The organism is Halarsenatibacter silvermanii, assembly GCF_900103135.1.
GTDB classification, from domain to species: domain Bacteria; phylum Bacillota; class Halanaerobiia; order Halanaerobiales; family Halarsenatibacteraceae; genus Halarsenatibacter; species Halarsenatibacter silvermanii.
On the sequence record NZ_FNGO01000004.1, the window covers coordinates 35,308 to 62,274 of the forward strand.

Annotated in this window: 23 protein-coding genes, 3 tRNA genes, 1 rRNA gene and 1 pseudogene; 1 reads left to right on the plus strand and 27 read right to left on the minus strand. The window is 42.4% G+C overall.

Translation table 11 applies throughout. From position 1 onward, the window contains the following. Nucleotides 1–3 precede the first annotated feature (3 nt). The 12 genes from murG to trpS all read right to left on the minus strand — a co-directional run bounded on the left by murG (nt 4) and on the right by trpS (nt 13,999). Nucleotides 4–1,119: an undecaprenyldiphospho-muramoylpentapeptide beta-N-acetylglucosaminyltransferase gene (gene murG / locus BLT15_RS02855; RefSeq protein WP_089758476.1), complete on the minus strand. Its 1,116-nt coding sequence runs from the start codon at nt 1,117–1,119 to the stop codon at nt 4–6. After that, a complete protein-coding gene (ftsW, locus tag BLT15_RS02860) occupies nt 1,116–2,267 on the minus strand; it encodes a putative lipid II flippase FtsW (RefSeq protein WP_089758478.1) in 1,152 nt (383 codons plus the stop codon). Before ftsW ends, murG begins: the two co-directional genes overlap by 4 nt. A 65-nt stretch (nt 2,268–2,332) precedes the next feature. Beyond that, a complete protein-coding gene (gene murD / locus BLT15_RS02865; RefSeq protein ID WP_089758480.1) occupies nt 2,333–3,742 on the minus strand; it encodes a UDP-N-acetylmuramoyl-L-alanine--D-glutamate ligase in 1,410 nt (469 codons plus the stop codon). A gap of 55 nt (nt 3,743–3,797) precedes the next feature. Then, the gene (gene mraY, locus BLT15_RS02870) at nt 3,798–4,754 is read right to left on the minus strand and encodes a phospho-N-acetylmuramoyl-pentapeptide-transferase (protein WP_089758482.1); all 957 of its coding nucleotides are present in this window, start codon (nt 4,752–4,754) and stop codon (nt 3,798–3,800) included. Nucleotides 4,755–4,759: 5 nt separating this feature from the next. After that, entirely contained in the window at nt 4,760–6,157 is a 1,398-nt protein-coding gene (locus BLT15_RS02875) for a UDP-N-acetylmuramoyl-tripeptide--D-alanyl-D-alanine ligase (protein WP_159429784.1), read from the minus strand. 19 nt (nt 6,158–6,176) lie between these two features. Further along, nucleotides 6,177–7,634 carry a UDP-N-acetylmuramoyl-L-alanyl-D-glutamate--2,6-diaminopimelate ligase gene (locus tag BLT15_RS02880; RefSeq protein WP_159429785.1) on the minus strand — a complete coding sequence of 486 codons (1,458 nt, stop codon included), beginning with the start codon at nt 7,632–7,634 and terminating at the stop codon, nt 6,177–6,179. A 45-nt stretch (nt 7,635–7,679) separates the two neighbouring features. Then, a complete protein-coding gene (locus tag BLT15_RS02885) occupies nt 7,680–9,776 on the minus strand; it encodes a penicillin-binding transpeptidase domain-containing protein (RefSeq protein ID WP_089758489.1) in 2,097 nt (698 codons plus the stop codon). Between the two features lie 18 nt (nt 9,777–9,794). Beyond that, nucleotides 9,795–10,241 (minus strand): septum formation initiator family protein, encoded by a 447-nt coding sequence (locus tag BLT15_RS02890; RefSeq protein WP_089758491.1) that lies wholly within the window; start codon nt 10,239–10,241, stop codon nt 9,795–9,797. 60 nt (nt 10,242–10,301) lie between these two features. Further along, nucleotides 10,302–11,246, minus strand: a complete 945-nt coding sequence (rsmH, locus tag BLT15_RS02895; protein ID WP_089758493.1) for a 16S rRNA (cytosine(1402)-N(4))-methyltransferase RsmH — start codon at nt 11,244–11,246, stop codon at nt 10,302–10,304. Between the two features lie 42 nt (nt 11,247–11,288). Then, nucleotides 11,289–11,720 (minus strand): division/cell wall cluster transcriptional repressor MraZ, encoded by a 432-nt coding sequence (gene mraZ, locus BLT15_RS02900; protein ID WP_089758495.1) that lies wholly within the window; start codon nt 11,718–11,720, stop codon nt 11,289–11,291. A gap of 198 nt (nt 11,721–11,918) precedes the next feature. Next, nucleotides 11,919–12,977 carry a D-alanine--D-alanine ligase family protein gene (locus BLT15_RS02905; RefSeq protein WP_089758497.1) on the minus strand — a complete coding sequence of 353 codons (1,059 nt, stop codon included), beginning with the start codon at nt 12,975–12,977 and terminating at the stop codon, nt 11,919–11,921. Between the two features lie 26 nt (nt 12,978–13,003). Beyond that, nucleotides 13,004–13,999, minus strand: a complete 996-nt coding sequence (gene trpS / locus BLT15_RS02910; RefSeq protein WP_089758499.1) for a tryptophan--tRNA ligase — start codon at nt 13,997–13,999, stop codon at nt 13,004–13,006. A gap of 217 nt (nt 14,000–14,216) precedes the next feature. Here trpS and BLT15_RS02915 point away from each other — a divergent pair, with 217 nt between their 5' ends. Further along, entirely contained in the window at nt 14,217–14,603 is a 387-nt protein-coding gene (locus BLT15_RS02915) for a Fur family transcriptional regulator (RefSeq protein ID WP_089758501.1), read from the plus strand. Between the two features lie 53 nt (nt 14,604–14,656). Here BLT15_RS02915 and rnhA read toward each other — a convergent pair whose 3' ends face one another. The 15 genes and pseudogenes from rnhA to BLT15_RS02990 all read right to left on the minus strand — a co-directional run bounded on the left by rnhA (nt 14,657) and on the right by BLT15_RS02990 (nt 26,957). Further along, nucleotides 14,657–15,472 (minus strand): ribonuclease HI, encoded by an 816-nt coding sequence (rnhA, locus tag BLT15_RS02920; protein WP_234985479.1) that lies wholly within the window; start codon nt 15,470–15,472, stop codon nt 14,657–14,659. A gap of 146 nt (nt 15,473–15,618) precedes the next feature. Then, nucleotides 15,619–15,694: transfer RNA gene (locus BLT15_RS02925), tRNA-Asn, on the minus strand. Nucleotides 15,695–15,712: 18 nt separating this feature from the next. Beyond that, nucleotides 15,713–15,829, minus strand: a 5S ribosomal RNA gene (gene rrf / locus BLT15_RS02930). A 35-nt stretch (nt 15,830–15,864) separates the two neighbouring features. Beyond that, a tRNA-Ala gene (locus tag BLT15_RS02935) sits at nt 15,865–15,940 on the minus strand. Between the two features lie 3 nt (nt 15,941–15,943). Further along, nucleotides 15,944–16,021, minus strand: a tRNA-Ile gene (locus BLT15_RS02940). Between the two features lie 206 nt (nt 16,022–16,227). Continuing rightward, on the minus strand, nt 16,228–17,316 hold the full coding sequence (mnmA, locus tag BLT15_RS02945; RefSeq protein WP_089758503.1) for a tRNA 2-thiouridine(34) synthase MnmA: 1,089 nt from the start codon (nt 17,314–17,316) through the stop codon (nt 16,228–16,230). 39 nt (nt 17,317–17,355) lie between these two features. Then, a complete protein-coding gene (gene nifU, locus BLT15_RS02950) occupies nt 17,356–17,790 on the minus strand; it encodes a Fe-S cluster assembly scaffold protein NifU (protein ID WP_089758505.1) in 435 nt (144 codons plus the stop codon). Nucleotides 17,791–17,862: 72 nt separating this feature from the next. Continuing rightward, nucleotides 17,863–19,038, minus strand: coding sequence for a cysteine desulfurase NifS (nifS, locus tag BLT15_RS02955; protein WP_089758507.1), 1,176 nt, complete (start codon nt 19,036–19,038; stop codon nt 17,863–17,865). A gap of 34 nt (nt 19,039–19,072) precedes the next feature. After that, nucleotides 19,073–19,508: pseudogene (locus tag BLT15_RS02960) on the minus strand (RrF2 family transcriptional regulator). Nucleotides 19,509–19,571: 63 nt separating this feature from the next. After that, nucleotides 19,572–20,228, minus strand: coding sequence for an IMPACT family protein (locus BLT15_RS02965; RefSeq protein WP_089758509.1), 657 nt, complete (start codon nt 20,226–20,228; stop codon nt 19,572–19,574). Beyond that, the gene (locus tag BLT15_RS02970) at nt 20,215–21,552 is read right to left on the minus strand and encodes a replication-associated recombination protein A (RefSeq protein WP_089758511.1); all 1,338 of its coding nucleotides are present in this window, start codon (nt 21,550–21,552) and stop codon (nt 20,215–20,217) included. Before BLT15_RS02970 ends, BLT15_RS02965 begins: the two co-directional genes overlap by 14 nt. A 381-nt stretch (nt 21,553–21,933) precedes the next feature. After that, nucleotides 21,934–23,736, minus strand: coding sequence for an aspartate--tRNA ligase (aspS, locus tag BLT15_RS02975; RefSeq protein WP_089758513.1), 1,803 nt, complete (start codon nt 23,734–23,736; stop codon nt 21,934–21,936). Nucleotides 23,737–23,766: 30 nt separating this feature from the next. Next, the gene (hisS, locus tag BLT15_RS02980) at nt 23,767–25,020 is read right to left on the minus strand and encodes a histidine--tRNA ligase (protein WP_089758515.1); all 1,254 of its coding nucleotides are present in this window, start codon (nt 25,018–25,020) and stop codon (nt 23,767–23,769) included. Between the two features lie 20 nt (nt 25,021–25,040). After that, a complete protein-coding gene (locus tag BLT15_RS02985) occupies nt 25,041–26,246 on the minus strand; it encodes a SurA N-terminal domain-containing protein (RefSeq protein WP_089758517.1) in 1,206 nt (401 codons plus the stop codon). Nucleotides 26,247–26,327: 81 nt separating this feature from the next. Beyond that, entirely contained in the window at nt 26,328–26,957 is a 630-nt protein-coding gene (locus tag BLT15_RS02990) for an MBL fold metallo-hydrolase (protein ID WP_089758519.1), read from the minus strand. Between the last annotated feature and the right edge of the window lie 10 nt (nt 26,958–26,967).

A 26,967-nucleotide genomic window follows, 5' to 3' on the forward strand; every position in this document is an offset into this window, starting at 1 on the left:
AATTTACTTCGCCTCCCGGGCCAGTTTTAGTAAAAGCTCATATAATTTTTTGCCTGCTTCCGGCTTGCTCAATTCAAAACTGGCTTTTCTCATTTTATCCAACCTCTCTGGTGATTTATACAGGGAAACGATCATCCTGTTCAGCTTCTCACTGCTCAGATCATCTTCCTTGAGAGTTTCAGCTGCTCCGGCCTCCGCCAGAACCTCAGCATTCTTTCTCTGATGTCCGGCCGCAGCATGAGGATAGGGGATGAGCACTGCCGGGAGCCCGCAGGCTGTGATTTCAGCCAGAGTTGTAGCTCCGGCCCGCCCTATGAAAAGATCAGCTGCTGATAAGGGATAGGAGATCTGCTCGCAAAAGGAGGTGAATTCTATCCTATCCAGCTTATCCTGGTCGAGTCTCTTTTCGGCCAGATCGATGACCTCATGATAATTGCTTGTTCCCGTAATGTGATAAACAAAAAGACTCTCAAAAGAGGTCAGCTTCCGGTAGGTCCTGGTGATAATCTGATTTATTTTCCTCGATCCCTGACTTCCTCCCATCACAAGCACCATAAATGCTTCCGAATCTACTGACAATTTTGCCCGGGCTTCCCCACGCTGTATTTGGGTCAGAGCAGATCTTATCGGATTTCCCGTATGATAAATTTTATCCTGCGACCTGTCCGGAAAATGCCCGTCTGAAGATTCATAGCTCACAGCAATGCCATTTGCACGGTAGGAAAGTATTCGATTGGCCAGACCGGGATAAGAATTTTGTTCATGTATTACAGTGGGTATTCCCATAAGGCTCGCGGCCAGTACTGGCATTCCGGAAACATAGCCCCCCGTGCCCAGTACAATATCGGGAGAAAAATCTCGAAGAATCTTCAGGCTTTCGAAAAAAGCTTTGATATTTCCAGCCAGTCCGTAAAACATATTCCGGCTGAAACTTCTGGGTATCGGAGAGGCAGAAATTTTATGGAGATCATATCCGCTTCCGGCAATCAATTTCTTTTCAACCTTCCCTTTGCCTCCTATAAAGAGAACTTCACCCGTCTCTGCTGACCATTTTTCGGCGACCGCCAATCCCGGCGATATATGTCCGCCCGTTCCTCCGGCTGCTATCGATATTTTCACTTTTTAACATCCTCAACTGACTCAAAACGCGATATACTAAGCAGGATACCAATAGAACTCATCATAATCAGAAGAGAACTACCCCCATAGCTTATGAACGGCAGAGTGATTCCGGTAACAGGCATTAAAGCAGTTGCTGCCCCGATGTTTATAAATATTTGCAGGGAGATCATAACGGTAATCCCCACGGCCAGCATAGATCCAAAAAGATCGGGTGCCCCCAGGGCGATCACAATTCCCCTGTAAGTGAGAAGGATAAAGAGCAAAATCAAAATAAATGCCCCTATAAAACCCAATTCTTCCCCTATTACGGCAAAAATAAAATCGGTGGCCGGTTCTGGAAGATAAAAAAATTTCTGCAGGCTGTTGCCCGGCCCCAGACCGGTAAGCCCGCCCGAACCAATGGCCAGAATAGATTGAATGACATGATAACCGGCTCCGCGAGGTTCCGACCAGGGGTCAACAAATGAGGTCAGACGCTCGACTCTATAGCTGGCCGCTGTCAGGTAATAGATTAAAATCAGACTGCCGGGAAGACCGATCACCAGCAGATGGCTGAACTTCATTCCCCCTATGATTAGCAGAAGCAGGGAGGTGGCAAAGATGGCCACGCCGGTACCCAGGTCCGGCTGATTGGTCACCAGAAAAAACATGGCGCTGATGATAATCATCGGCGGAAAAACGCCCTTCCAAAAACTCTTAATGAAATTCTTCTTTCTGTAGATAAAAGAGCTCAAATAAATCACCGCGGCCAGTTTGGTGAACTCCGAAGGCTGAAAATTGATAAACCCCAGATCAATCCAGCGGCGGGATCCACCGGCAGCTACTCCCAGGCCGGGCAAATAAACTGCCAGCAGCAAGAAAAGAGAAAAGAAAACAATTTTGCGTGAATGGCGGAGATAAAAGTGATAATCCAGCTGGGAGAGCAGAAACATAACTGCTAAACCGGCACCTGCAAATTTCAGCTGCCTTCTAAAGAAGAAATAAATATCCCCGTAATCCTGCATGGATTTTATTGAGCTGGCGCTAAGAATCATGATCAATCCAAAGCTTAAAAGCATTAAAACTGTCAGCACCAGAATCTTATCGATGCTGCTGCGTTCGTAATCATTCTGTTTTTCTTTTTCGGCCCGGTTAAAATTTTCCATGTTTTGCCTCTCCCTGTCTCAGACTCTTCCAGCAGTACAACAGCAGAAACCGGCAGCAGCCGTAATCATTCTGTGAGGTTTTTCTCAACTTCTCTTCTGAATTTTTTACCTCTTTGCTTATAACTATCGTACATATCCCAGCTGGGAGCGCCAGGTGATAACAGCAGAAGATTGTCTCCGGCGACTTCCAATTCTATCATACTCAGGGCTTTTTTCACAGCCCCTGGCATATCAACTGCAAGTTTAAAGTCATCAAAATTTTTCTTCAGCAAAAGATTTTTCATCTCTTCTGAAGTCTCACCCAGAAGCACGGCGCCTTCAGTTAACCGGGAGATCTTTAAGGTAAAATCAGAGAGATCACTGCAGCGGTCCTGGCCTCCAGCTATCAGATAAATGTTATCGTATTGACCGGCCAGAGATTCCAGAGCAGATAGAGCAGCATGAGGGTTGGTTGCTTTGGAGTCATCTATAATATCAAGGTTTTTATACTCTTTAACTTTTTGCAGCCTGTGAGGAGGGGGAGTGTAATCTTTAATTTCTTTTTTTAATGTGCTGATATCGACACCAAGAGTGCTGGCTATCAAAACTGCAAAAGCAGCATTTTTAAGATTATGCTTCCCCACAAGGGGTATTAAATCTTCGCTTATAAAGTTCTCATCAAATTTTTTTTCTTTTTGAAAATGAAGGCCACCATCGATTCTGACGCTGGCCCCGCTTAAAGTTTCTGAAATCATCTTAACTGAAGGACCGTCCTCCGGCAGCATTTCTCTCAGAACTTCAGAATCACCATTGATTATCGCCAGACCTGTTTTATCCTGGTTGCTAAATATCTTCGCCTTTGATTTTTGATAATGAGATCTGGTCCGGTGCCAGTCCAGATGATCGGGAGAAAAATTTAACAAAACAGCTATTTCGGGTTTGAAGTTTTTTATGCCTGCCAGCTGAAAGGAGCTGACTTCAGCCAATATTACAGAATCCGGCGGCGTTTTTTCCATGATCTCCAGCAGCGGCCGGCCTATATTTCCTGCCGTTTCCACCTCCCGCGAAGTCAGTCCTTTTTTTAAAATCCTTCCAGCCATAGAGGTGGTGGTAGTTTTGCCATTTGTCCCGGTTATGGCAACTATATACCTGTCAAAATAATTATAGGCCAGCTCAATTTCACTTATAATTTCAATATCTTCGAATTCAGATCGCCGGAAAAATTCCTGAGTTGTGGGAACTCCCGGACTGGTGATGATGACTTCATGATCGAGAAGTTTCTCTTTATCATCCAGAATATTTAATTTATCAGCTCCGGCAGCTGATTGAATGTAATTGTCGATGCTTTCACCTTTGTATGAATCATCATATAGAGATAGTTTTTTATTTCTGGCTGCCAGGAAGTTAATCACACTTTTACCGGTTACGCCCTTAAAACCATACAGGGCCAGTTTTTTACCGTCCAGATCAAGCAGATCCCGATCGATGTTTTTCATATAATTAACCTCACTCTAATTTTAAACCTGCATTTTCTAAATTGCTTTAACCCGTTCACATATAGCCGATAAAGAGAGCGGCGAGACCGAATATAATCTGAATAATGTAGAATCTCGATGTTACTCTGGTTTCCGGCCAACCAGCAAGTTCAAAGTGATGATGGAGAGGAGTCATTTTGAAAACTCTTTTTCCGCCTGTCCATTTAAAATACAGCACCTGGATGATAACTGAAAGGGCTTCCATGACGAAAACACCGCCCAAAATTACCAGAAGCAGACTGTAACCTGAATAGGTCAGAACAGCTGCCAGTAAAGCTCCCATCATCAAAGATCCGGAATCTCCCATAAAGACAGCGGCGGGATGAAAATTAAACCAGAGAAATCCGAGCATAATTCCCGCCCCCTGCAGTGATAACAGGCTCAAGATTATCTGACCCTGTTCGTGGAGAAAAGGGAGAGCGAATATCACTGTAATTATAACAAGTCCGGCCGCCAGGCCGTCAAGTCCATCGCTTAAATTTACCGCATTGGTGGTGGCCATCATTACCAGCACAGCCAGTGGAATGATTAAAATTCCCGGGTCCAGCCAATCGCCGATCAGGGGTATAAAAAGTGAGATGCTGATCTCGGTATAATACATGCTCAAACCGAGAAGCAAACCGGTTAAACCCTGGACAATAAGTTTAACCCAGCCGCTTATTCCTTCAGCAGAAGATTTTTTTATTATCAACAGATCATCTATAACTCCAACAGACCAGTTAATGGCTATTATTAAAAGTATTATCGAGGTTAAAAAATTAAATGGGAGAAATAAAATAGAAGAAAAAAGCATTGCGGGAAAGAATAGTATACCACCGAGGGTGGGAACGCCTTTCTTTTTTCTGTGTGAATCTGGTCCCAGCTCCCTTATCTCCTGATATAATTCAAATTTTTTTAGAAGTGGCAGCATCAGAGGCATTGACAGCAGAACAATAAAAAAAGGAATAGAAAAATTAAAAATTGCCGAATCCATCCTTATTACTCACCCTGTTCCAGTAATAATTCAACTATTTTCTCCATTTTTAATCTGCGCGAACCCTTGACTAAAATATTATCTCCTGGCTTGATCATATCTTCCAGAAAAACAGAGATGTTTTCTTTATCCTGGAAAGTATAAATCTTTTCTCTATCCATTCCGCTCTTTTTCGCTCCTTCAGCTATTGTGCGTGCTGTCCGGTCCAGGGTAATGAGCATATCCAGATCCAGTTCTTCTATATACTCACCCAGGTCCAGATGAGCAACTCTTTCAAAACCACCAAGTTCCAGCATTGTTCCCAGAACCGCTATATTTCTATCCCCCTCCAGACTGGTTAAATAATCCAAAGCTGCCCTCATCGAAAGTGGATTGGCATTATAAGCATCGTTTATAATCGTAGCACCTCTAAATTCACGTATCTCCTGACGCAGTTCAGTAACTTCAATATTGAGCAGACCTTTTTGAATGCTACCCCAGTCCATATTCAATTTCCTGGCCGCAGCAACAGCTGATAAAGCGTTATAAACATTGTGTTTTCCCGATCTATTCATAACCATTCGCTTTCTATCTCCGGTAGACTTCTCCCGAACTTTGAATTCACTTTTTTTGCCGCTGGGATATACCTCAACATCATCGGCATAATAGTCAGCATTATCATCTTCCAGGCTATAAGAAATCATACTGATATCATCAAACTTTCCGCTCACCTGACGAATATTTTCATCATCATAATTAAGTATACCTGTGCCGCTTCCAGCCATATTTTCAAGCAGCTCGCTTTTAGCCCGGGTTACCTTCTCCAGTGAACCAAAATTTTCCAGGTGAGCAGCACCTATATTAGTAATTATACCCATGTGTGGTCTGGCTATTTCAGCCAGGAGTTCGATATCTCCAAGATTTCTTGCCCCCATTTCCAGCACTATTACATCTTCATCTCCGTTCAGTCCCAAAAGGGTCAGGGGCAGACCGTACTCGTTATTATAGTTTTCAGGGGATTTGTAAGCCCTGAAATCTTCACCGAGTACATTGTACAGAATATCCCGGGTAGTAGTTTTCCCAGCGCTCCCAGTAACGCCGATCACTGTAACATCTTCCATCAATCCACGATGATAGGACGCCAGGTCCTGTAAAGCCCGGGTGGTATCTTTAACCTGCAGAATCGATTCACCGGCCTCCGGATTTATTGAACGAGAGGCAATAATAAGTTCAGCTCCATTACTCAGAGCCTCAAATATAAAATCATGTCCGTCATTATTTTCTCCGACTATGGCCACAAATATATCTCCCGGTTTTGCGTTTCGACTGTCTATGACGAGATTGCTGTAATCCCTGCCGGGATTGCCCTGAACAATTTTTCCTCCGGTAGCTTCGGCAATTTCGGAAAGATTCATGGATATCATATGTTTTCCTCCTCCGACTCTACTGCTCAATTCTCCTAACAGCTTTTCTGGCCTCTTCTCTATCATCAAAATTTATCCGTTCATCTGCAAACTCCTGATAAGTTTCATGTCCTTTGCCAAAAATTATGAGAATATCTCCTTTTTCAGCCTCTTTTACAGCTTCTCTGATTGCTTCTCCGCGCTCTTCAATAATTTTCCAGGAAGAATCATAATCGGCGAAATCTATTCCGGAAACAATATCATCAATTATATTTTCTGGCTTCTCGGAGCGGGGATTATCAGAGGTTATAAAAACTTTTTCTGCATACTCGAGGGCCGCTTTTCCCATTTTTGGCCTTTTATCTTTGTCTCTATCTCCTCCACAGCCAAAAACCACAATCAGATCATTGTATTTAAGCCTGGTTACTGATCGCAGCACATTCCTCATGCCCGCAGGTGTATGAGCATAATCTACCAGGATAGTAAAACCAAGCCCATTTTCAACTTTTTCCATGCGGCCGGGCACACCTGAAAAACCTCTCAAAGCTTCATCGAGCTTCTCAGCTTCGTATCCTTCGTTGAAAAGAACTGACAAAGCTGCCGCAGCATTACCGGCATTGAACAATCCTCCCATTGAAAGATTGAATTTATAGCCATTGAGCCTGAAATCAACCTCTTCAGCGCTGGCCTCTATTATCTCGGCCTTGAAATCGCTTTCCTCTTTTAGAGAAAACGAGTACAAATTCTCCGCTCCGTCAGCTCCTGATCTTATCATAGCATCGTCGCCATTATATACCCCTATGCCTTCTTTCTCATCCAGCAGATCGAAAATTGATAATTTTGCGGATAGATAATCATCCATGTCCTCATGAAAATCGAGATGATCCTGGCTGATATTGGTGAAGACAGCTGATTTAAGAATTAAATTATCCACCCTGTTCAATTCCAGAGCATGAGAGGAAATTTCAATCACCGCTCCCTGGCAGCCGTTATCCCTCATTTCGGCCAAATATCTAAATATCTCGCTGGCTTCAGGGGTGGTCCGGGCGGCGGAGTATTCCTCTCCTCCTGCGTCGACCTTTATTGTGCCGATTAATCCAGTCTTAAATCCAAGCTCATTTAAGAGCTCATAAAGAAGATAACAGGTTGTGGTTTTTCCGTTGGTACCTGTAACTCCATAAATATCAAGATCCTTCTCTGGATGATCATGCACAACTGCAGCTACCTGCCCGAGAATTTCAGCCGAATTTTCCACCTTTATAAAAAAAGTATCATCGGGCAATGTTTCCGGCAGCTCCTCAACTATAAAAGCCCGACATCCTCTCTGGTAGGCATCCTTTATAAATCTGTGACCATCAGTTTTAAAACCTTTTCTGGCCAGGAAAACAAATCCTTCTTCTGCCCGGCGGGAATCCTGAGTCACATCAGCGACGCTGAAATCTCCTCTGCCATATCGGTTCTGCCAATCAATTTCCTTCAGAAGATCTCTGGCTTCCAATTCATAATACCTCCAAAATTTATTTCCTGAAAAGATTCAGTTCAATTATTCGATGGTGATCGAATCAAAAATTTCCTGACGTTCGCCCGGCGGGGGAGATTGGTAGCTGATTTCCCCACTAACCGATCCGTTCAAGTAAAAACCGTATAATCTGGCCAGATTTTCTGCTTCTCCAGTTTCTAAACCTCGAAAATCAGGCACCATAACCTTTCTATTCTCCAATTTTGCATCATCCAGAAAAAGTTTGAGTGTGCTTCCGGAATTAACTTCTGCCCCCGAAAGCGGCCTCTGTCCTTTTACCGTCTCTCCTTCTCCTATAAGTTTAACATTTAATCCCTTTCTTCTCAATGTTCTGCTGATATTGCGTGCATTCAAACCCCTATAATTTCCAATTTCGAACTTTTCAGTGGATTTATCGTATTCATCCGGATCCGGATCATCATTTCCGGCGAGTAAATCTCTTTCCAGCAGAGCATTGCTGATCAAATTTTTAAATACTGGAACTGCATTTTCACTCGCATAAAAATCTTCATCCTCTTTTCCTTCAATATCTCTCAAAACCACCAAAACTGCCAGTTCAGGATCATCCCCGGGAACCAGAGCCAAAAATGAGGTGTCATAGGTGTCCTCATCCCCATAATGCCTGGAAGTCCCTGTTTTTCCCCCGACTGACAGCCCTTCCATCTTTGCTTCCTGGCCGGTTCCCTCTTCTACAGCCTCTATCATCAGATCTCTAACCTTTTTTGCGGTATCAGGTGATATAGCCTTTCTTATCCTTTCAGACTGCAGCTCAGCAATATCCTCTTCATTCAGCGTCGATGAGGATATACCCCTGACAAGCCGGGGTTTTTTGATAATACCATCATTTGCTATAGCCCCGGCGGCGGTTATCAGCTGCAGAGGGGTAACCGACAAACCATGGCCAAAAGACATGGTAGCCTGTTCAACTTCTGAATAATGATCCGGCCTCAGCTTTCCGGAACTCTCGCCGGGAAGTCCAATTCCAGTATTTTTACCGAAATTAAATCTTTCCAGACCTTCGATTAAATTTTCAGGATCCATTGAAAGACCCATCTGTACGAAACCGGGATTGCAGGAGTTGGCAAAAATTTCTACAAAACTCTGGGTACCGTGACCGTCTGCAGACCAGCAGTTAATTTCAGCATCATTAACTTTTATGCTCCCGGGATCATATAATTTATCCTGCATATCATAATAACCATATTCCAAAAAGAGGGAAGCGGTAAACACTTTAAATACTGAACCGGGCTCAAAATTATCGCTAATAGCCCTGTTTCTCATTTTTTCACTGCTGAAATCCTGGAAGTTATTGGGGTTAAAGTCAGGGCTGTTGGCCAAAGCCAGTAAATCCCCGTTTTCAGGATCCATAGCTATAATAGTTCCGCCGGAGGCATTGTAATTTTCCCGGGCTCTTTTGAGCTCATTTTCGGCAAAATATTGAAGAGTTTCATCTATGGTCAGGTGTATATTTTTGCCCTGATCGCCGTCTATATTGTTCTGGTTTTCTATTTCCAGGGGGATATTATCTCCCAGGGCATCCATTTCTCTGATTTCCAACCCCGGATTCCCGCTCAAAATGCTGTTATAGGCGTACTCCAGACCTTCCAGCCCAAAATTATCTATCCCTGTAAAACCAAGTATCTGCCCGGCAAGATCACCGGAGGGATAAATCCTTTTTGGCTCTTCAATACTGGATATACCTTCCAGATTTAAATCTTCCACTTGAGAATAAATATCGTTAGAAACCTGTCTTTCCAGATACACCAGCTGACTTCCGCCGCTGATTCTCGATTCCAGCTTCCTGCGGTCGGCCGACAGCACCTCCGCCAGCTTCTCAGCAGCAGAAGCAGGATCATCAATCTTTTCAGGTAACGCAACAATAGTGGGAGCACTGGTATTGACAGCCAAATTTCTGCCTTCTCTGTCCAGAATCTTACCCCTATCGCTGTCGACCTGCCTCTGCTGAATTCTTTGATTCAGGACAAGCCTCTGAAAATGAGAGCTCTGGAAAATCTGCAGCCATAACAATCTGCCTGTAATTATTATGAATACCAGCAGACAAAGAAACAAAAAATATCTTATTCTGTTATGCACTTCATCCATGCTGTGGCGATCCGACATATCACTAACCTCTTTTCATCAGTCGAAAGAAGCCGCTGCTGCCCTGCGAAAGACCTGCACGAACTCCTCAAATATTCCTGTGCTATCAGCTTCCCCCGCTGCCAGAACCTGAGATTCTTCCGTCTGCGGTGTAAGAGCTAAATCCCTGGTATTTTCAGCCTCAACCATGTTTAATTCTTCTCTTGCTAATCTTTCGATCCTTTCCAGATTCTTTTTCTCCGCAATCTGTCTTTCAATTTGAGAATTTTCTGCCTGAACTTCGGATAAATTCTCCTCGAGGTTTTCCACCTGATAATTAAGATCGACAATTCTCAAAGACTGAGTTATTATAATGCTCATAGGCAGAATCAACATAATAAAAATCATCAAAAATATTATCATTGCACTTCTATCCTGATTTTTTAAATCGATAATCTTCTGCAGGCCATTAATAAACCTTTCTCCAGAAAAATGACCTTTCCTCAAGATAGCTGCACCCCCTTTATGGATAAATTATTTTCTCTTAAAATAATCTCAGCTTTTAAATCACAATTTTTTAGCAGCTCTCAATCGCGCACTCCTGGCCCTGGGATTTTTTTCAACCTCCTTTTCATCAGCCCTGACCGGGCTTTTAGTAATTATTTCTAGCTCTTTTTCCTTTTCACATCGACATATGGGAAAATCCGGCGGACATGTGCATTCGCGGGCATGCTCTTTAAAACTATGTTTGACGATCCTGTCTTCTAAAGAATGAAAAGAGATGACGCAGACTCTACCTTCTCGAACAAGCAATCCTGGCAGCTTTTTCATTATTTTTTCCAGAGATTCCAGCTCTTTGTTTGTCGCAATTCTCAAAGCTTGAAATGTCCTGCGGGCAGGATGTCCTCCTTTTCTTCTGGCCGAAGCTGGAATAGCATCCTTAATAATTTCCACGAGTTCTTCAGTGGTTTCGATTTCCTGATCTTTCCGGCGCCTGCAGATGAATTCTGAAATTCTCTCTGCCCAGCGTTCTTCTCCGTATTCTTTTAATATTCTGCTGATCTCTTTTTTAGATCTATTATTGATGATATCAGCTGCGGTAATATTATTATCTCTATTCATTCTCATATCGAGAGGAGCTGGGCTGCTGTATGAAAAACCTCGCTCGGGATTATCGATCTGAGGGGAAGAAACTCCCAGGTCGAACAATATTCCGTCTGCCCCTGCCAAACCTTTATCTCGAATTATATCCGGCAACTTTACGAAATTTTCGTGGAAAAACTCAGCATTTTTATGATCGGAAAATTTATCACGACAGAAATTAACAGCAGTTTTATCTCTATCTATTCCCAAAAACTGCCCCTTTTCTTCGTCCAGTTTATGCAAAATTTCACCCGCATGTCCTCCGCGGCCCAGGGTAGCATCTATGTAAATACCATCTTCTTTTATATTAAGATAATTGACTGCTTTATCCAAAAGAACAGGAATATGATCTTGCTCTTTATTCCCCAAAATTTTCACTCCTTACCACGATCAAACTGGTCAGAATAAATTTTAAATCTCAAGCCCCTCAAGAGTAGCAGCTATATCCTCATGTGATTCTTCGGCATCCTGCAAAAAGTCCTCCCAGCGGTCACTGGCCCAGAGTTCAATTCTGCGGCCTATTCCGGCGATAACAATATCCTCATCTAAATTTGCGTAATTGCGCAAATTCTGCGGAAGACTAATTCTTCCCTGACTATCGAAGGAGCATTCACTCGCACCGGATAAGAAAAATCTCGTAAAAGTTCTGGCATCTTTTTTGGTGAGGGGAAGAGAGTTGAGTTTTTCTTCTAGTTTTTTCCATTCAGGAGGTGGGTAAAGAAAAAGACAATTATCCAGCCCTCTGGTAATGACAAAACTGTCATCCAGAATTTCACGAAACTGGGCGGGCATAATTACCCGTCCTTTGCTGTCCAATTTGTGATGATATTCTCCCATAAACATAAGCTATCCACCCCTCCACTCCACAATTCACCACTTTTCACCACTGCTTATTTTTAGTATTCTACAAAAAGAAAAAAACTCCTCTCTATCCAATAAACTTAAATAAAATATTCCCCTGTTAAAAAACAGGGGAAATGGCCGCAATCGCACGCATTGTAGGAGTTTTGATAGAAAACAGTAAAAAAGTTTGAGTTAATATCAGTTCTTTAAAGTCGTGTAGAACAGGGTTTGAAGAAGTTTAACATAGTCAAGTCCGCTTTCCTGCCACATTTTAGGATACATACTTCTTTTGGTAAAACCCGGGATGGTATTTATCTCATTAATTAATACTTCATTTTCCCCGGAGGTCAAAAAGAAGTCTATTCTGGCAAAACCTTTTCCTCCGAGATTACGAAATAAATCGCAGGAAAGCGAGCGTATATTTTCTTCAATTTCAGAACTTAATTCTGCCGGCGTAATTAATTCAGTTTCGTCAGTAAGGTATTTAGACTTATAATCATAAAAATCACCCGCGGGTATTATTTCTCCAGGAACAGAGGCTTTACATTCTTCATCTTCAGCTAAAACAGAGCACTCGATCTCCCTGCCGGCAATAGATTCTTCGATCAAAACTCTATCGTCGTACTTTAAAGCTTTTTCCAAAGCCTGGTTTAGTTCATCAGCCGACCTGACTCTGCTTATACCAAGGCTGGAACCCTGCCGTGATGGCTTAACAAAACATGGATAGCCTGTTTTTTCTGAGACCTCCTCATCCAATCTTTTGCTTAGATCATTATTTGCCGATATATTTTTCAAGTTGTTATAAGAAATATAATTAGCCTGAGGGAATCCTTGATTTTCTAAAATATTTTTTTGATAAATTTTGTCCATGCCGAGAACAGAAGTTGTAACATCGCAGCCTACATAAGGGATATCTGAAGTCTCCAAAAAACCCTGAATGGTTCCATCTTCTCCAAATGGACCGTGCAAAAGTGGAAAAGCTAAGTCAATTTTTTCATCAAAATTTTCTTTAATGCTCTGCCAGCTAGAAGAATACTTTTTTTCGTATTCCTCAGGGATCTCTTTTGTGTCGCTGTTTAAAATCTTTTTAGATAAAGCTTCACTGAGCCAAAAACCATTCCGGGTTATCGCTGTAGGATGAAACTCAAAATTATCCAGGCCTTCCTGCTGAGCGAAAACTGACCTGGCTGACATTATGGATACTTTATGTTCATGTGATTGGCCTCCAAACAACAGGCATACTTTAGTGAAATTCAAAACATTTTCCTCCCGGGCTGGATAATTTAGAAATAATCTATTTCCATAACCTCTCTAACCTTCTCCATCGTTTTTTCAGCTTCTTTTCTGGCCTTTTTCGTTCCAGAATAAAGAATCTCCTCGATCAGATCAGGATTATTTTTATATTTTTTCCTCCGTTCCCTCATCGGCTCCAAAAATTGATTAATTTTTTCAGCAAGCCTCTCCTTACAGGCAACACATCCTATTTTTGCCTCGCGACAGCTTTCTCTAATCTCCTCGACCTCTTCTTCATTAAAAGCTTTGTGATACTCAAAAACAGGGCAGTCTTCTGGATGGCCGGGATCATCGAGTCTGACACGAGCCGGATCGGTAACTGCCTGGCTGACCTTGTTTTTTACATTTTCCCGGGTATCTGAAAGAAAAATAGCGTTATTAAGGCTTTTGCTCATTTTAGCTTTTCCATCGAGACCGATAAGCCTGGGAAAATCACCGATTCTTGGTTCAGGTTCAGGAAATACTTCTCCGTAAAGATTGTTAAACTTCCTGACAATTTTTCGAGTCTGTTCGAGATGAGGAATTTGATCTTCTCCAACAGGAACCAGATCAGCACGACAAAACGTGATATCTGCAGCCTGACTTACCGGATAGCCAAGAAAACCATATGTCATTTCTTCGTAATTGTGCTGTTCTGCCTCGGCCTTGACAGTAGGATTTCTTTCCAGCTGATTAACGGTTACCAGCATGGAATAAATAACTGTTAGTTCAGCAATTTGAGGAATCATCGATTGAACACATATAGTGACATTTTCAGGATCGATACCTGCAGCCAGATAATCCTCTGTCACCTGCATCACATCTTTTTCCAGCATTTCAGGCTCGTCGAAATTTGTTGTCAAAGCCTGTACATCTGCAATTATTATAAAAGTTTCGTATTCTTCTGATAGTTTAATTCTATTCTCCAAACTCCCAACATAATGGCCCAGATGAAGTTTTCCTGTTGGTCGATCACCGGTCAAAATTCTGCCTTTTTTTTCAGACATCTTAACTCTCCTTTCTTAATTAGGATCTTCTTAATTCGGATCTTCTTGTCTTCGGTTGGTTAATAGGTGTGTAAAACCTCATTTATTTGTACTGGAAGATCCCTTAATTCATATTTTTGAATTTTTCATAATATAATTTGCAGTCAGCATGTATTACTGTTATAATACTAATAGCAATAACCATTATAAATTTTTTTAACGTTGGGGGGTAACCATAATGCCCAAAAATACTCGTATGACAAAACAGAGGAAAGCTATTCTGGAAGTTTTGAAAAATACCGACTCTCATCCTACTGCTGATGAAATTTATGAGGAAGTAAAGAAAGAAATCCCCAATATCAGTCTGGGAACAATTTATCGTAACCTCAATGTATTAGAAGAGATGGATGAGATTATGGTTCTTGATTATGGTAGCACTCACAGTAGATTTGACGGCTGTTCAAAAAATCATTATCACTTTCACTGCAGCGAATGCGAAGAAATTTATGATCTCGATATGAAAGTACAGGATGAATTAAATTCCAGTGTCGAAGATAACTTTCCTTTTGAAGTCAACAAGCACAGGCTGGAATTTTACGGACTCTGCCCTGATTGTCAGAAGTAAGGCAATTTTGTGCTTCGTCCCGACAAATCCTCGCTTAAAGAAGCGGGGATTTTTTATTTTTCTCCCTTGAGTTCAGATTGAGGAATAGCTTTCTTGGCCAGCTCATCAGCTCTATTGTTAAGCTCATTGTCAGCATGCGCTTTTACCTTGTTAACAGACAGATCATACTTGTGCCGCAGATTCTCAAGCTCAAGCCATAGATCCTTGTTCTTGACCTCATTGCCAGAAGAAGTGCTCCAGCCATTTTCCTTCCAGTTATCCAGCCATTTAACAAGTCCTTTAACCACATAATTGGAATCGCTATATAGAGCAATGCTGCTGCCATGCTCAAAGCTTTTCAAACCTTCGATTACCGCCCTGAGCTCCATTCTATTATTCGTGGTTTCATCTACCCCTCCGGATATAGCCTCTTTTTCTTCCCCTTCTTGCATTATTATGGCTGCAAATCCGCCGGGACCTGGATTATCCTGACAGGCGCCGTCTGTATATATCTCATAACTGCCCGCTCTTTTCGATTCATCAGTATTAGACTTCAATTCATCCCAGTAATTAACTGCCCTCCTTAGATGGGGTATAACTACCGAGCCGCCTGTAATCAGACTGATGCTGAAGATCTCTCCCAGCTCTTTTTCAGTTACCTCTAAATTATGTAATTCATTAATATGATATCTCACGCAGTCATCACAGTTTAAAATCAAGGAAGCAAGAAGTCCCATCATCTCTTTAGTTTTTCTATCCAGCTCGCCTTCCTCATAAACCTTTTTATCCAGATTAAAAAATCTCTTTATCTGTAAATTATCAATATCCATAATTCTCTCATCCATTTTCTCTCTAAATTCAAAAAAACATTCTTCATTAAATTCCCTCAAAGTTACGACCTCCTCCTGCCAAAAATCCAATCTAAATAGCATATTATCAAATAAACATTTAAAATACAATCTTTTAACTGCTGTAACTGCTGTCTTTTCAAATTAATTTACTAACTTTTGAATAAAAAATTCTAATCAAACAAAAATGGCTCCCCGAGCAGGATTCGAACCTGCGACTCAGTGGTTAACAGCCACTTGCTCTACCAGCTGAGCTATCGGGGAGCGAAAATAAAAATTATTATCCGGCAACGACCTACTCTCCCACAGAGTCGCCTCTGCAGTACCATAGGCGCTGGAGGACTTAACTGCTGTGTTCAGAATGGTAACAGGTGTTTCCCCTCCGCTTTTGTCACCGGAAATAGCAAAATTTATTTTAAAAATTTATTTCTAATTGGTGGAGGTAAGCGGATTCGAACCGCTGACCTCCTGCTTGCAAGGCAGGCGCTCTCCCAGCTGAGCTATACCCCCAAATGGTGGGCCTAAGTGGATTTGAACCACTGACCTCACGCTTATCAGGCGTGCGCTCTGACCAGTCTGAGCTATAGGCCCAAAATCCTTAAATTCTATCTTCAATCCACAATCAATTTTAGCATTTTAACTATCATCTGTCAAGAGCTAATCTGTCATTTGTTTTCCAAACTTTTCTTATCTGCTTCTCGAGCAGAAAACAATTTAAAAAAGAGTTCCTTTCCCGCTCGACGATTAATAGAATACCATTCAAAGACTTACATGTCAAGCCTTATAGCAATTTTTTTTTAGATCTTCTTAATCCTAAACCCTTTCTCTATTAAGCCTCCCCCCACCACTAAATCCTCGCGATAAAAAACGGCGGATTGGCCGGGAGCAACTGCTCTGACAGGTTCCTGGAAAAATACTATGGCCTGATCTGAAGATACTGGCTCAATTATAGATTTTACGGGATCAGCATTATATCTTACTTTTAGATCAGCCTTTAAATACTGGGGGGGCTTCTGAAATGGTATCCAGTTTAATTTTTTAACTTTTAAACCTTTGAAGTTGAGCTCGCTTCGAGGTCCCACTATCAGGGCATTATTGTCACTATCTATTTCAACCACATAAACAGGATGATCAAGAGAAATACCAAGGCCTCTACGCTGCCCGATCGTGTAATTATAAAGACCCTCATGCTCTCCTATTTTTTCGCCATCGACATAATAAATTGGTCCTGTTTTTCCAGGTTCAGAAAAATATCTTTCCAGGAACTTCTTATAATCATCATCAGGTACAAAACAAATTTCCTGGCTGTCAGGTTTATCAGATACTGGAAGATCAAACTTTTGAGCCAGCTCTCTAACCTGACCCTTTTCATAATTTCCCAGAGGAAATAAAGATCTTTTTAGCTGTTTTTGATCCAGCCGATATAGCATATAACTTTGATCTTTATCCAGCGATTTGCCTTTTTTTAACAGAATTCTATCTCCGGAATTGGATTTTGCCTTCAAAGCATAATGACCGGTTGCCAGATACTGGCAGCCGGCTTCCCGGGAACGACGTAAAAGCTCAAAAAACTTCAACTCCTCGTTGCAGACAACACAGGGGTTGGGAGTCCTACCGCTGGTATATTCTTTCACAAAATTATTTATAACTCTCTCAGAAAACTCTTTTTTAAAATTAAAGCTGTAATGAGGAATATTCAGAGCTGCCGCAACTTTTTTGGCATCCGAAATTGCGCAGCAGCTCCCCTCCTGTTCATGGCTCTCTTTCACAAAATCAGGAACGATTTTCATAGTAGCACCGATAACATCAAAGCCTTTTTCATCTAAAATAGCGGCGGTGACAGAACTATCAACACCGCCGCTCATAGCTACCATAACTTTTGTCATTTAATCACCCGCCGCCTTATATACCAAAGTTTGTAAAAATTATTCCGCCACCTTTTCGTCCTGCTGCAGTTCCTCAGCATGATCGACATGTCCTGCTCCTGACTGTTTTTCTGGATCTCTGTACTTTTCGATAGCATCCTTGACAGCATCTGCCGCAAGGTTAGAACAATGCATCTTGGCAGGGGGAAGACCGTCCAGAGATTCAGCAATCTCCTCGTTGGAGATTTCCTCAGCCTCGTCTAAGGTTTTATTCATGACGAGTTCGGTAACCATACTGCTGGTTGCTACAGCAGCTCCACAACCAAAAGTGTTGAACTTTATATCGGTGATTTTCTCCTCATCATCGATATTCATATAGATCTTCATGATGTCTCCACAGGTCGGATTCCCCACTTCTCCTATTAGATCAGCGTCTTCTATTTTACCCATGTTCCGGGGGTTTTGAAAATGATCCATAACTTTATCAGAATACATTTTATCATCTCCCGAAGATTTGACTGGATGTTATATATTCCACTACAAAACTCACTCTTTTATGAGTAATATTTAATCATACAGAGGAGACATCTCCCTGAGTCTTTCGATAACTTCAGGAAGTACCTCCAGCAAATAATCAACTTCTTCCTCCGTATTGCTATAACCCAGTGTCAATCTTAATGATCCATGAGCAACTTCATGGCTGAGACCGAGTGCCAGCAATACATGAGAAGGCTCCAAAGAACCGGATGTACAGGCTGAACCGCTAGAAGCTGCTATCCCTTCCATATCAAGATTAAGAAGTATCGATTCACCTTCGATATATCTGAAACAAAAATTAACATTGTTCGGCAGTCTGCAGCCGCTGCCGGGTTCAGGTCCGTTCAATATAACATCATCTATATCTTCTCTTACTCTATCAATAATTTTATCACGCAAATTTTGTAATTTTTCCTGTTTTTCCGGGAGTCTTTTTAGGGCCAGTTCAGCTGCTTTTCCAAAGCCAACAATGTTGGGAACATTTTCGGTGCTGGCCCGGAGTTTATTTTCCTGGGCTCCTCCATTCATTTGAGGAACTAATTTAGTCCCTTTACTGCGATACAATGCTCCCACGCCTTTAGGGCCGTTAATTTTATGAGCTGATAGAGATAGCAAATCCACTCCTAGCTCCTGCACATCCAGTTCCAGCTGCCCCGCAGCCTGAACTGCATCTGTATGAAAAATAATATCGCGTTTATCAGCTATTTCGGCAATTTCCTTCACTGGTTGAATTGTTCCTATTTCATTATTGGCCATCATTATAGATATAAGCGTTGTGTCCTCGCGAATTTCTTCTTTGAGTTCTTCTAAATCTATTAAACCGTCTTCGTCAACAGAAAGATAAGTAACTTCATAATCACGATTTTCTTCAAGATATTCACAGGTATGAAGAACAGCATGGTGCTCGATTTCAGAAGTGATTATATGCTTTCCTCTGTTCTCCCTGGCAATTGCTGCCCCTTTTACCGCTAAATTGTCTGCTTCAGTCCCGCTTCCTGTGAATATAATTTCCTCGCTTTTTTCCGCATTTATAAGGTTTTGCACCTGCTGCCGGGCCTTTTCAACAGCTCTATCAGCTTCCTGGCCTTCCTGATAGATACTCGAGGGGTTTCCGTATTTCTCCAAAAAATAAGGCTTCATAGCTTCTAAAACTTCTTCGTCGAGAGGAGAGGTGCCCGCGTGATCAAAATAGTATCTGTTTTCCATTGTTAATCACCTCAAATTCACGATAGGTTACAAACTACTCACTTTCTTCCGAACCATACTTAAGATTTTCCGCTTTTTGTACAAGTTCCGACAGGGTATAGGAGTCGAGAACCTCACCAACTTGCTCGCTTAAAAGCAACCATAAATCATGAGTTACACATTCTTTTTCCTGTTCACACTTAAAGTCATCCGTTACACAGCTGACCGGTTGAATAGGGCCTTCGAGTACTCTTATTACATCTCCGGCGGTGATCTCGTCCGGATCTTCATTGAGAAGATATCCTCCATGAGCTCCTCTGACACTGGAAACTATACCGGCTTTTCTAAGGCTGGCGAATAATTGCTCAAGATATTGCTCCGATATATTCTCTCTCCGATATTTTTCTAAGAGGTATGGCTTTACCATCTTCATGAAGAGCGAGGTCGACAAGCGCCCTCAACCCGTATCTTCCTCTTGTAGATATTTTCATTTTTACACCTCTCAAACTTGACCTAATTTGTCAACTTAAGTTTACCATAATTATTACTGATTGTCAATCAATCCGCCTGAAAAAACTATCGATGATTTCTAATTTCACTTTATCTCCCGTAATGTTTTTCAGCTCACTCCTCAAAACCTGTTCAAATTCCAGGGGCATCTCACCTTTAAGAACAAATCCTTCCTGACAGTGGCCTCGATTTTTAATCTCTATTTCTCTTTTTTCCAGCTGATTTATAACCTCGCCTATATGATTATAGCTGCCCCGGCAGGAGAACTGCAAATATTTCTTGACCTCAACTTTTTCCACAGTTTTTATAGACCGGCCGGCAGCCTCCCCGTAAGCCCTGATAAGACCACCTATTCCGAGCTCTGTTCCCCCAAAATATCTGGTAACTACAACTGCAGCATTTAAGAGATTTTCACCCTGAAGCCGCTGCAGAATCGGAGGACCAGCGCTGGAAGCAGGCTCACCGTCATCATCAGATACTTCCTCCAAACTCCCTTTATTAAAAACTCGAAAAGCAAAAGCATTATGAGTGGCATCAGAAAACTCAGCTTTAACGTTTTTGACAGCCCCCTCAGCTTCCTGGCGAGAAAAACAGGGGAAAGTCGTAGCTATGAATCGGCTGCCCTTCACCCTGGATTCTATTCTGTTTTTCCGGCTTATAGTTTTATATTGATCTTCACCATCCATTCTATCCACTGTCACTATTTCTTTCTCCTTCGTCCTCACTCAAATAGTTCAGATATTTTTTAATCTTTTTTTCACGCCCCTGACCATCGGGGTTATAAAATTCGAGTTCTCCCTGCATATCGGGCAGATAATTTTGTTCTACGAAGTTATCTGGATAATTGTGGGGATATTTATACCCCTCTCCGTGGCCCAGATCATCCGCCCCGCTGTAATGAGTGTCGCGCAGGTGGTCAGGGACCGGTCCGGGATCATTTTTTCTAATATACTCCAGGGCATTATCGACAGCCTTTATGGTGGAATTGGACTTAGGAGCAGTTGTCAGATATAAAACAGCCTCCGCCAGAGGCAATCTTGCCTCCGGCATACCCACATACTCGACCGCTCTGGCAGCTGAAATGGCGATATTCAAAGCGCGGGGATCAGCCAGACCAATATCCTCAGCAGCATGAACTATAATCCGCCTGGCTATGAACATGGGATCCTCTCCTGCCTCTATCATTCTTGCCAGCCAGAACATAGCTGCATCAGGGTCCGAACCTCTGATACTTTTAATAAAGGCAGAAACTATATCATAATGTTTATCTCCGCTTTTATCATACTGTTTCCTTTTTTCCTGAAGACACTCTTCAAGTATCTCGATGTCTATTTTGATAGCACCTGAATCATCGGGCTTTGTTGATAAAACCGCAATCTCCAGCGAGTTTAAAGCCGTCCTGGCATCTCCCCGGGAAGCTTCGGCCAAAAATTTCAATTCTTCTTCCCCTATTTTCACGTCCTTATCCCCCAGTCCTCTTTGCTCATCATTTAATGCCTGCAGAACTATTTTTTTTATATCTTCACTGCTCAGCTCATGCAGTTTAAAGACTCTTGCTCGAGAAAGCAGGGGAGAGTTAACTTCAAAATAAGGATTTTCTGTGGTTGCTCCAACCAAAATAATATACCCCTCTTCTACAGAAGGAAGAAGGGCATCCTGTTGAGCTTTATTAAATCTGTGAATTTCGTCTATAAATAATATAGTATTTTGCTGATGCATCTGAAGATTATCTTTTCCTGCCGCTATGATCTTTCTGAGCTGCTTGACCCCGGAAGTAACGGCATTTACCTTTTTGAACTCTGAATCGGTGTTTTCAGCTATCACTCTCGCCAGACTGGTCTTGCCGCTGCCCGGAGGACCGTAAAGTATCATCGACTGAAGTCGATTGGAATCTATCATTCTTCTCAAAAGCTTACCTTCAGAGGTTAGATGATGCTGGCCATATAATTCATCGAAACATTCCGGTCGCATTCTGAAGGCAAGAGGTTTTTGATCGCTGTGATCTACGCTGGCGAAGAGATTCATCTTTACAATCCTCCGATCTGTTTATCTTTTAGGATCTTCTTGTCTTCAGTTGGCTAAAAGGTGTGTAAAAACCTCATTTAGTTGTGCTGTAAGATATAAAGCTGCGTTCACAATGAAATTTTTCCCCGGCATAAGTTTAGTTTTCGGCCAAAAAATTGCGCTTCCTTCGCAAAAGCTCATCCCTGAGCTCCCGCTCAGCCCGGCACCTCCTGAGCCGGGGACACTATTTTTTGGCCATGGACTTAACCTGAATCTCGAAAAATTTCGAGTATCACTTTGCTTTATATCTTCCAGCCATTATTGTCATGACAGTGATCTTATACTATATCTATCAACTGATAACAAGAAGATCCATCTTTTAATTGCAGATATAGGCAAATATTACTTATCATCAACTTTGAGGTTCAGCTCTTCAAGCTGTTTGCCAGTAACCTCACCCGGTGCTCCCGTCAGGGGAGAGCTGGCATTTTGAGTCTTGGGAAAAGCTATCACATCACGAATTGAGTCACTCCCTGTCAATAACATTACAATCCTATCCAGTCCAAATGCTATACCTCCGTGAGGTGGGGCGCCGTGTTCTAATGCCTCTATCATAAAACCAAACTTTTCTTCAACTTCTTCTGGAGAAAATCCTAACAGCTCAAAAACCTCTTTCTGCAGATCAGCATCGCTGATTCTGACACTGCCCCCGCCTACCTCCTCGCCGTTTATAACCATATCATATGCCTGAGATCTGACATCAAGAGGATTTTCCGAAATCATCTCCTCATCTTCTGGAAGGGGAGCGGCAAAAGGATGATGCTCGGATTCAATTCTATCCTCTTTTTTATTATAGCCGAAGAGCGGAAAGTCCACCACCCAGAGAAAATCGTATTCATTCTCAGGTATAAGACTATAATCTTCGGCAAGTTTTAATCTCAAATCACCCAGACATTTAAGGGTTAAATCGATTTCTCCGGCTATAACAAAAATCATATCTCCTTTTTCAGCTGATAACTTATTCTTGAGAGATTTTAGCTCTTCAGAGGAGATAAATTTAGCCACTGGAGATGCAATTTCCGTCTCCTTGACAGCAAAATTAATCAAGCCAGCTGCTCCCAGCTCTTTCACGAAATCCTCGTATTTATCTATCTGACTTCTGCTCATATCAGCTCCGTCAGCAAGCTTAATGCCTCTGACGGTACCGCCCTCAGCTATAGTATCGCTGAAGAGATTAAAATCACTATCAGAAAATATATCTGAAAGATCCTCAATCTCGAGATCAAACCTGGTATCAGGGCTGTCGCTTCCGTATCTTTCCATCGCCTCCTGATAGCTGATGACATCAAATTTCTCGGGTATTTCAATATCCGCAACAGCAAATATCTCCCCCATCAAATTTTCCATTTCGGACATAAAGCTTTCAACATCTATAAATGAAGTCTCTATATCAATCTGCATGAATTCAGGCTGACGATTTGCACGCAGGTCTTCATCGCGAAAACATTTGGCAATCTGAAAATACTGTTCAACTCCTCCAGCCATCAGCAGCTGCTTAAAAAGCTGGGGAGATTGAGGAAGAGCGTAAAAATTCCCTCGATGCAATCTGCTGGGGACAAGATAATCGCGGGCACCCTCGGGAGTACTTTTGGTCAGTATGGGTGTCTCTATTTCCCAGTAACCTGAGGTCGAAAGAAAATTTCTGGTAGCCTGCATAACCTGATGCTTTTTTTTCATAATCTCCAGCATCCGGGGGCGGCGAAGGTCAAGATATCTATGCTCAAGACGCACTCTCTCTGTGGCCCGGGTTTTATCCTCAACTTCAAAGGGAGGTGTTTGAGAATGGGATATCAGCTCAAGCCTGTCTGCCTCAAGTTCAACTTTTCCGGTGGTTATTTCGGGATTTATATTTTCTTCGGGCCTGCTGCTGATAATACCCGTCACAGAGATTACGTCTTCACTCCCCAGATTTTCAGCCTTTGCAAAAAGTTCTTTATCGACGGATTGATCAAATACCACCTGAATAACGCCCGAACGATCTCTCAGATCGATAAATAAAAGAGAGCCATGATCTCTTAATCTCTGCACCCAGCCATTAACTGTGATCTCTTCTCCGGTCAGACCGGTACCTATCTCTTCGCATCTATGGGTTCGTCTTTTATATTCTTCTTCAACGTTTATATTTTCAGCTTCCCTGCTCTGCATTTATTTCATTTCACCTCTTATCAATGATGTTTACTGAATTTTATCGGCCAGGACATCGACAATTTTATCCTGTGCTATCATCTTTTCCTCGCCGGTATTCATATCTCTGAGAGTTAGAGAATCCTTCTGTATCTCATCTTCTCCGACTATAATGCTGTAATCGCTGTTTTTTCTGTCAGCATCCTTCATCTGACTGCCCACGCTGCGATCTCCATAATCTGTGTCGGCTGAAAATCCCGCCCTGCGGAGTTTGCGCAGCAGACTCAATGATAATTTTTCAGCCCGGGCACCGATCTTGATCACATAAACATCCAGATCGGATTTTATATCTTCGTCTCTCTGCTCTTCCAGAACCAGCAGAAGACGTTCCAATCCCAGCGCCCAGCCTGATCCGGGAACATCCCGATCTCCAATTTCTTCGACCAGCCCGTTATATCTGCCCCCGGAAAAAATTGCATTTTGAGCTCCTAGATCGTGTGATTTTACCTCAAAGACTGTATTTGTATAATAATCAAGTCCCCTCACCAGATGGGGCTCTATATGAAAATCAATTTTAAGCTGCTCTAAACCTTCTTTTACCTGAGCAAAATGATCGTGACACTGGCTGCATATGTAATCCAGTATTTCCGGAGCATTCCCGGTCGTCTCCGCGCACTCATCGCAATCCAGAATCCTCAAAGGATTTCTCGTCAGCCGGCGTCTGCAGTCGGAGCACAGTTCCTCCTCATGCTCGGAAAAATGTTCCTGGAGATCTGCAACGTAATCGGGACGGCATTCAGGACAGCCGATACTGTTTAGCTCAACGAAGAAATCTTTCAGTCCCAGCTTTTCCAGATAATCGATGCCCATGGCCATCAATTCCACATCTATATCCGGGTCATTGCTGCCCAGAACTTCAACTCCGAACTGATGAAACTGTCTGTAACGACCGGATTGAGGCCTTTCATATCTGAACATGGGACCGATGTAGTAATATTTGGTGGGCTGAGCCCTGCCGTATATCTTATTTTCCAGAAAAGAACGAACCACCGAGGCAGTCATTTCCGGCCTGAGCGTTATACTGCGGCCGCCCCTATCTTCAAAAGTATACATCTCTTTTTCAACGATATCGGTAGCTTCCCCGATGCCCCGGTTAAAAAGCTCGGTATATTCAAAGACAGGTGTTCTTATCTCCTGGTAATTATAATTTTCACTGATTTCATGGGCCTTGTTTTCCAAAAATTGCCAATCAAAAGAATCGGGGGGCAGAATATCCTGAGTCCCCCTGGGTGAATTTATTTTCATTTTTTACCACCTTTTTTTACCTATTCAACCTGTTCATCTTCTCCTGGACTGACTTCAATTTCATCCGGATCTACCTCTTCCATCTCTTCCTCGTCCATAGCTTCCTGTTCAGGCCTGATCTCCTGCCTCTCCTCCTGCAGCTCTACAAATTCATCCATTTCCTCCTGAGCCAGCTCACTTTCTTCCAATCTGGTAAAGGAATTGCTCAGCCGATAGCGGGCCATGAGATTGCGACCGGCCAGCTCCGATGCTTTCTCGTATTTCTCCAGGGCCAGTTCCTCTTCATCGTTTTCAGCATAAATCTCGCCAAACTCATAATATATTTCCCATTCCTCCGGATGCACATCGGTAGCACTCTCCAGAACTGAATAAGCTTCTTCAGCTTCTCCCAGCTCCTGATAGGAACGAGCATAATATATATCGACAGCAGGATCTCTACTCATCTCTCTCGCTTCGGAAAATTCTTCTGCTGCAGCAGCAAATTCTTCATTATCAAAAAGATCCATGGCTCGCATTACCGGATCTTTGATTTCTATCTCAGCTTCCTCTCTCGCTTCCATCAACCATTGATCCAGCATGTCATCTTCTCTTTCAGACAGCAGATCCTCGCGTATCTCCTCTTTCAGCTCTTCCTGGTCTTCATCGGCTTCATCCTCGCCATTTCCATATTCTTCCTGATAAGCCTCTTCAACCTCAGCTTCAGTCACCTCTGCTCCAGCCTGAATATGATCCATCGCTCCCTCCATCTTCTTCTGCTGTTCGAGAGAGCGTCTGATGTTTTCCTGCAGCTGTGAAATCGACATATCCTGCTGGGCCAGCATCTGTTCCAGCTCTTCCATCTCCATATTGTTCTGAGTCAGAATATTATCGATAACCTCATCGATCTCCTCCGGACTTACCTCTGTATCAGTTTCTAGCTCCTCTGCTTTTTGCATCAACAACCTCTCATCGATCAACGAACTCAAAATACCGTGTTGAAAAGATAGATTTTGAGCTCTGGTGAAATCAGCAGTCTGTTGGGCGTAATTTTGCTGCATCTCGTTCAACCGATGTCGGCTGATCTCTTCTCCTTCAACCTCAGCCACTATATTCATGGCTTCCTGGTCTGCCGGGCTCTGATCAGAGCCAGAAAATGCGCCATAACCCATAAATCCTCCACCGACAGCAAAAGAGACCACGACAATATAAACTATATACCTGCTGTAATTTCTCAATTTATCAAACATAAAATTAAAACACTCCCTTTTTCTTTATACTGCTTCGGATAAAGTTCTTCACTATAATTTTAACTCAGGAGCCGATCAATGTCAATATATCTGATGATATACGTAATCATAAAAATCTTTTAACGTGGTTTCAGGACCATGACCGGGAAAGACCCTGGTGTTCAATGGAAATAATTTTTTTATCCTTTCCAGAGACTCTTTAAGTTCACTGCTGTCCCCGGCAGGCAGATCGGTTCTGCCTATTCCTCCTCGAAAAATAACATCGCCGGAAAAAAGAACTTCTTCTCCGGGTTCAAATAAAACTATGCTGCCGGGGCTATGCCCGGGAGTGTGATAAATTTCAAATTTGCAGTCTCCAGCCTCGATATTTTCACCTTCGCTTAAAAGTCGATCAGCCGGAGGACTGATTACCTTTTTATTGATCAGATGAGATGAATTTTTTTCGGGATCGGTCAGGGCAGAAGCTGCCTCTTTATGAGCAGCTATCTCCAGATCCAGCTCATCCTTTAAGACCGCATTGGCTCCTATATGATCGAAATGACCATGGGTATTGACTATATATTTGTAATCATACTCCCGCTCTGTGATTTTTTCCATAATTCTTTTAGCTGAATCTTCAGAGCCAGGATCAATTATCAAGCCCTGATTATCGCAGTCCACTATATAACAATTTGTCGCATTTCGACCCAGCTGCAGCTTTTCTATATGCAAGTTAAATCTA

What these genes read in the sequence shown, in the direction of transcription:
- ftsW (WP_089758478.1), bottom strand. Translation starts at nt 2,267, where the DNA reads ATGGAAAATTTTAACCGGGCCGAAAAAGAAAAACAGAATGATTACGAA.
- murD (WP_089758480.1), bottom strand. Translation starts at nt 3,742, where the DNA reads ATGAAAAACATCGATCGGGATCTGCTTGATCTGGACGGTAAAAAACTG.
- mraY (WP_089758482.1), bottom strand. Translation starts at nt 4,754, where the DNA reads ATGGATTCGGCAATTTTTAATTTTTCTATTCCTTTTTTTATTGTTCTG.
- BLT15_RS02875 (WP_159429784.1), bottom strand. Translation starts at nt 6,157, where the DNA reads ATGATATCCATGAATCTTTCCGAAATTGCCGAAGCTACCGGAGGAAAA.
- BLT15_RS02885 (WP_089758489.1), bottom strand. Translation starts at nt 9,776, where the DNA reads ATGTCGGATCGCCACAGCATGGATGAAGTGCATAACAGAATAAGATAT.
- mraZ (WP_089758495.1), bottom strand. Translation starts at nt 11,720, where the DNA reads ATGTTTATGGGAGAATATCATCACAAATTGGACAGCAAAGGACGGGTA.
- trpS (WP_089758499.1), bottom strand. Translation starts at nt 13,999, where the DNA reads ATGTCTGAAAAAAAAGGCAGAATTTTGACCGGTGATCGACCAACAGGA.
- BLT15_RS02915 (WP_089758501.1), top strand. Translation starts at nt 14,217, where the DNA reads ATGCCCAAAAATACTCGTATGACAAAACAGAGGAAAGCTATTCTGGAA.
- mnmA (WP_089758503.1), bottom strand. Translation starts at nt 17,316, where the DNA reads ATGACAAAAGTTATGGTAGCTATGAGCGGCGGTGTTGATAGTTCTGTC.
- nifU (WP_089758505.1), bottom strand. Translation starts at nt 17,790, where the DNA reads ATGTATTCTGATAAAGTTATGGATCATTTTCAAAACCCCCGGAACATG.
- nifS (WP_089758507.1), bottom strand. Translation starts at nt 19,038, where the DNA reads ATGGAAAACAGATACTATTTTGATCACGCGGGCACCTCTCCTCTCGAC.
- BLT15_RS02970 (WP_089758511.1), bottom strand. Translation starts at nt 21,552, where the DNA reads ATGAATCTCTTCGCCAGCGTAGATCACAGCGATCAAAAACCTCTTGCC.
- aspS (WP_089758513.1), bottom strand. Translation starts at nt 23,736, where the DNA reads ATGCAGAGCAGGGAAGCTGAAAATATAAACGTTGAAGAAGAATATAAA.
- hisS (WP_089758515.1), bottom strand. Translation starts at nt 25,020, where the DNA reads ATGAAAATAAATTCACCCAGGGGGACTCAGGATATTCTGCCCCCCGAT.
- BLT15_RS02985 (WP_089758517.1), bottom strand. Translation starts at nt 26,246, where the DNA reads ATGTTTGATAAATTGAGAAATTACAGCAGGTATATAGTTTATATTGTC.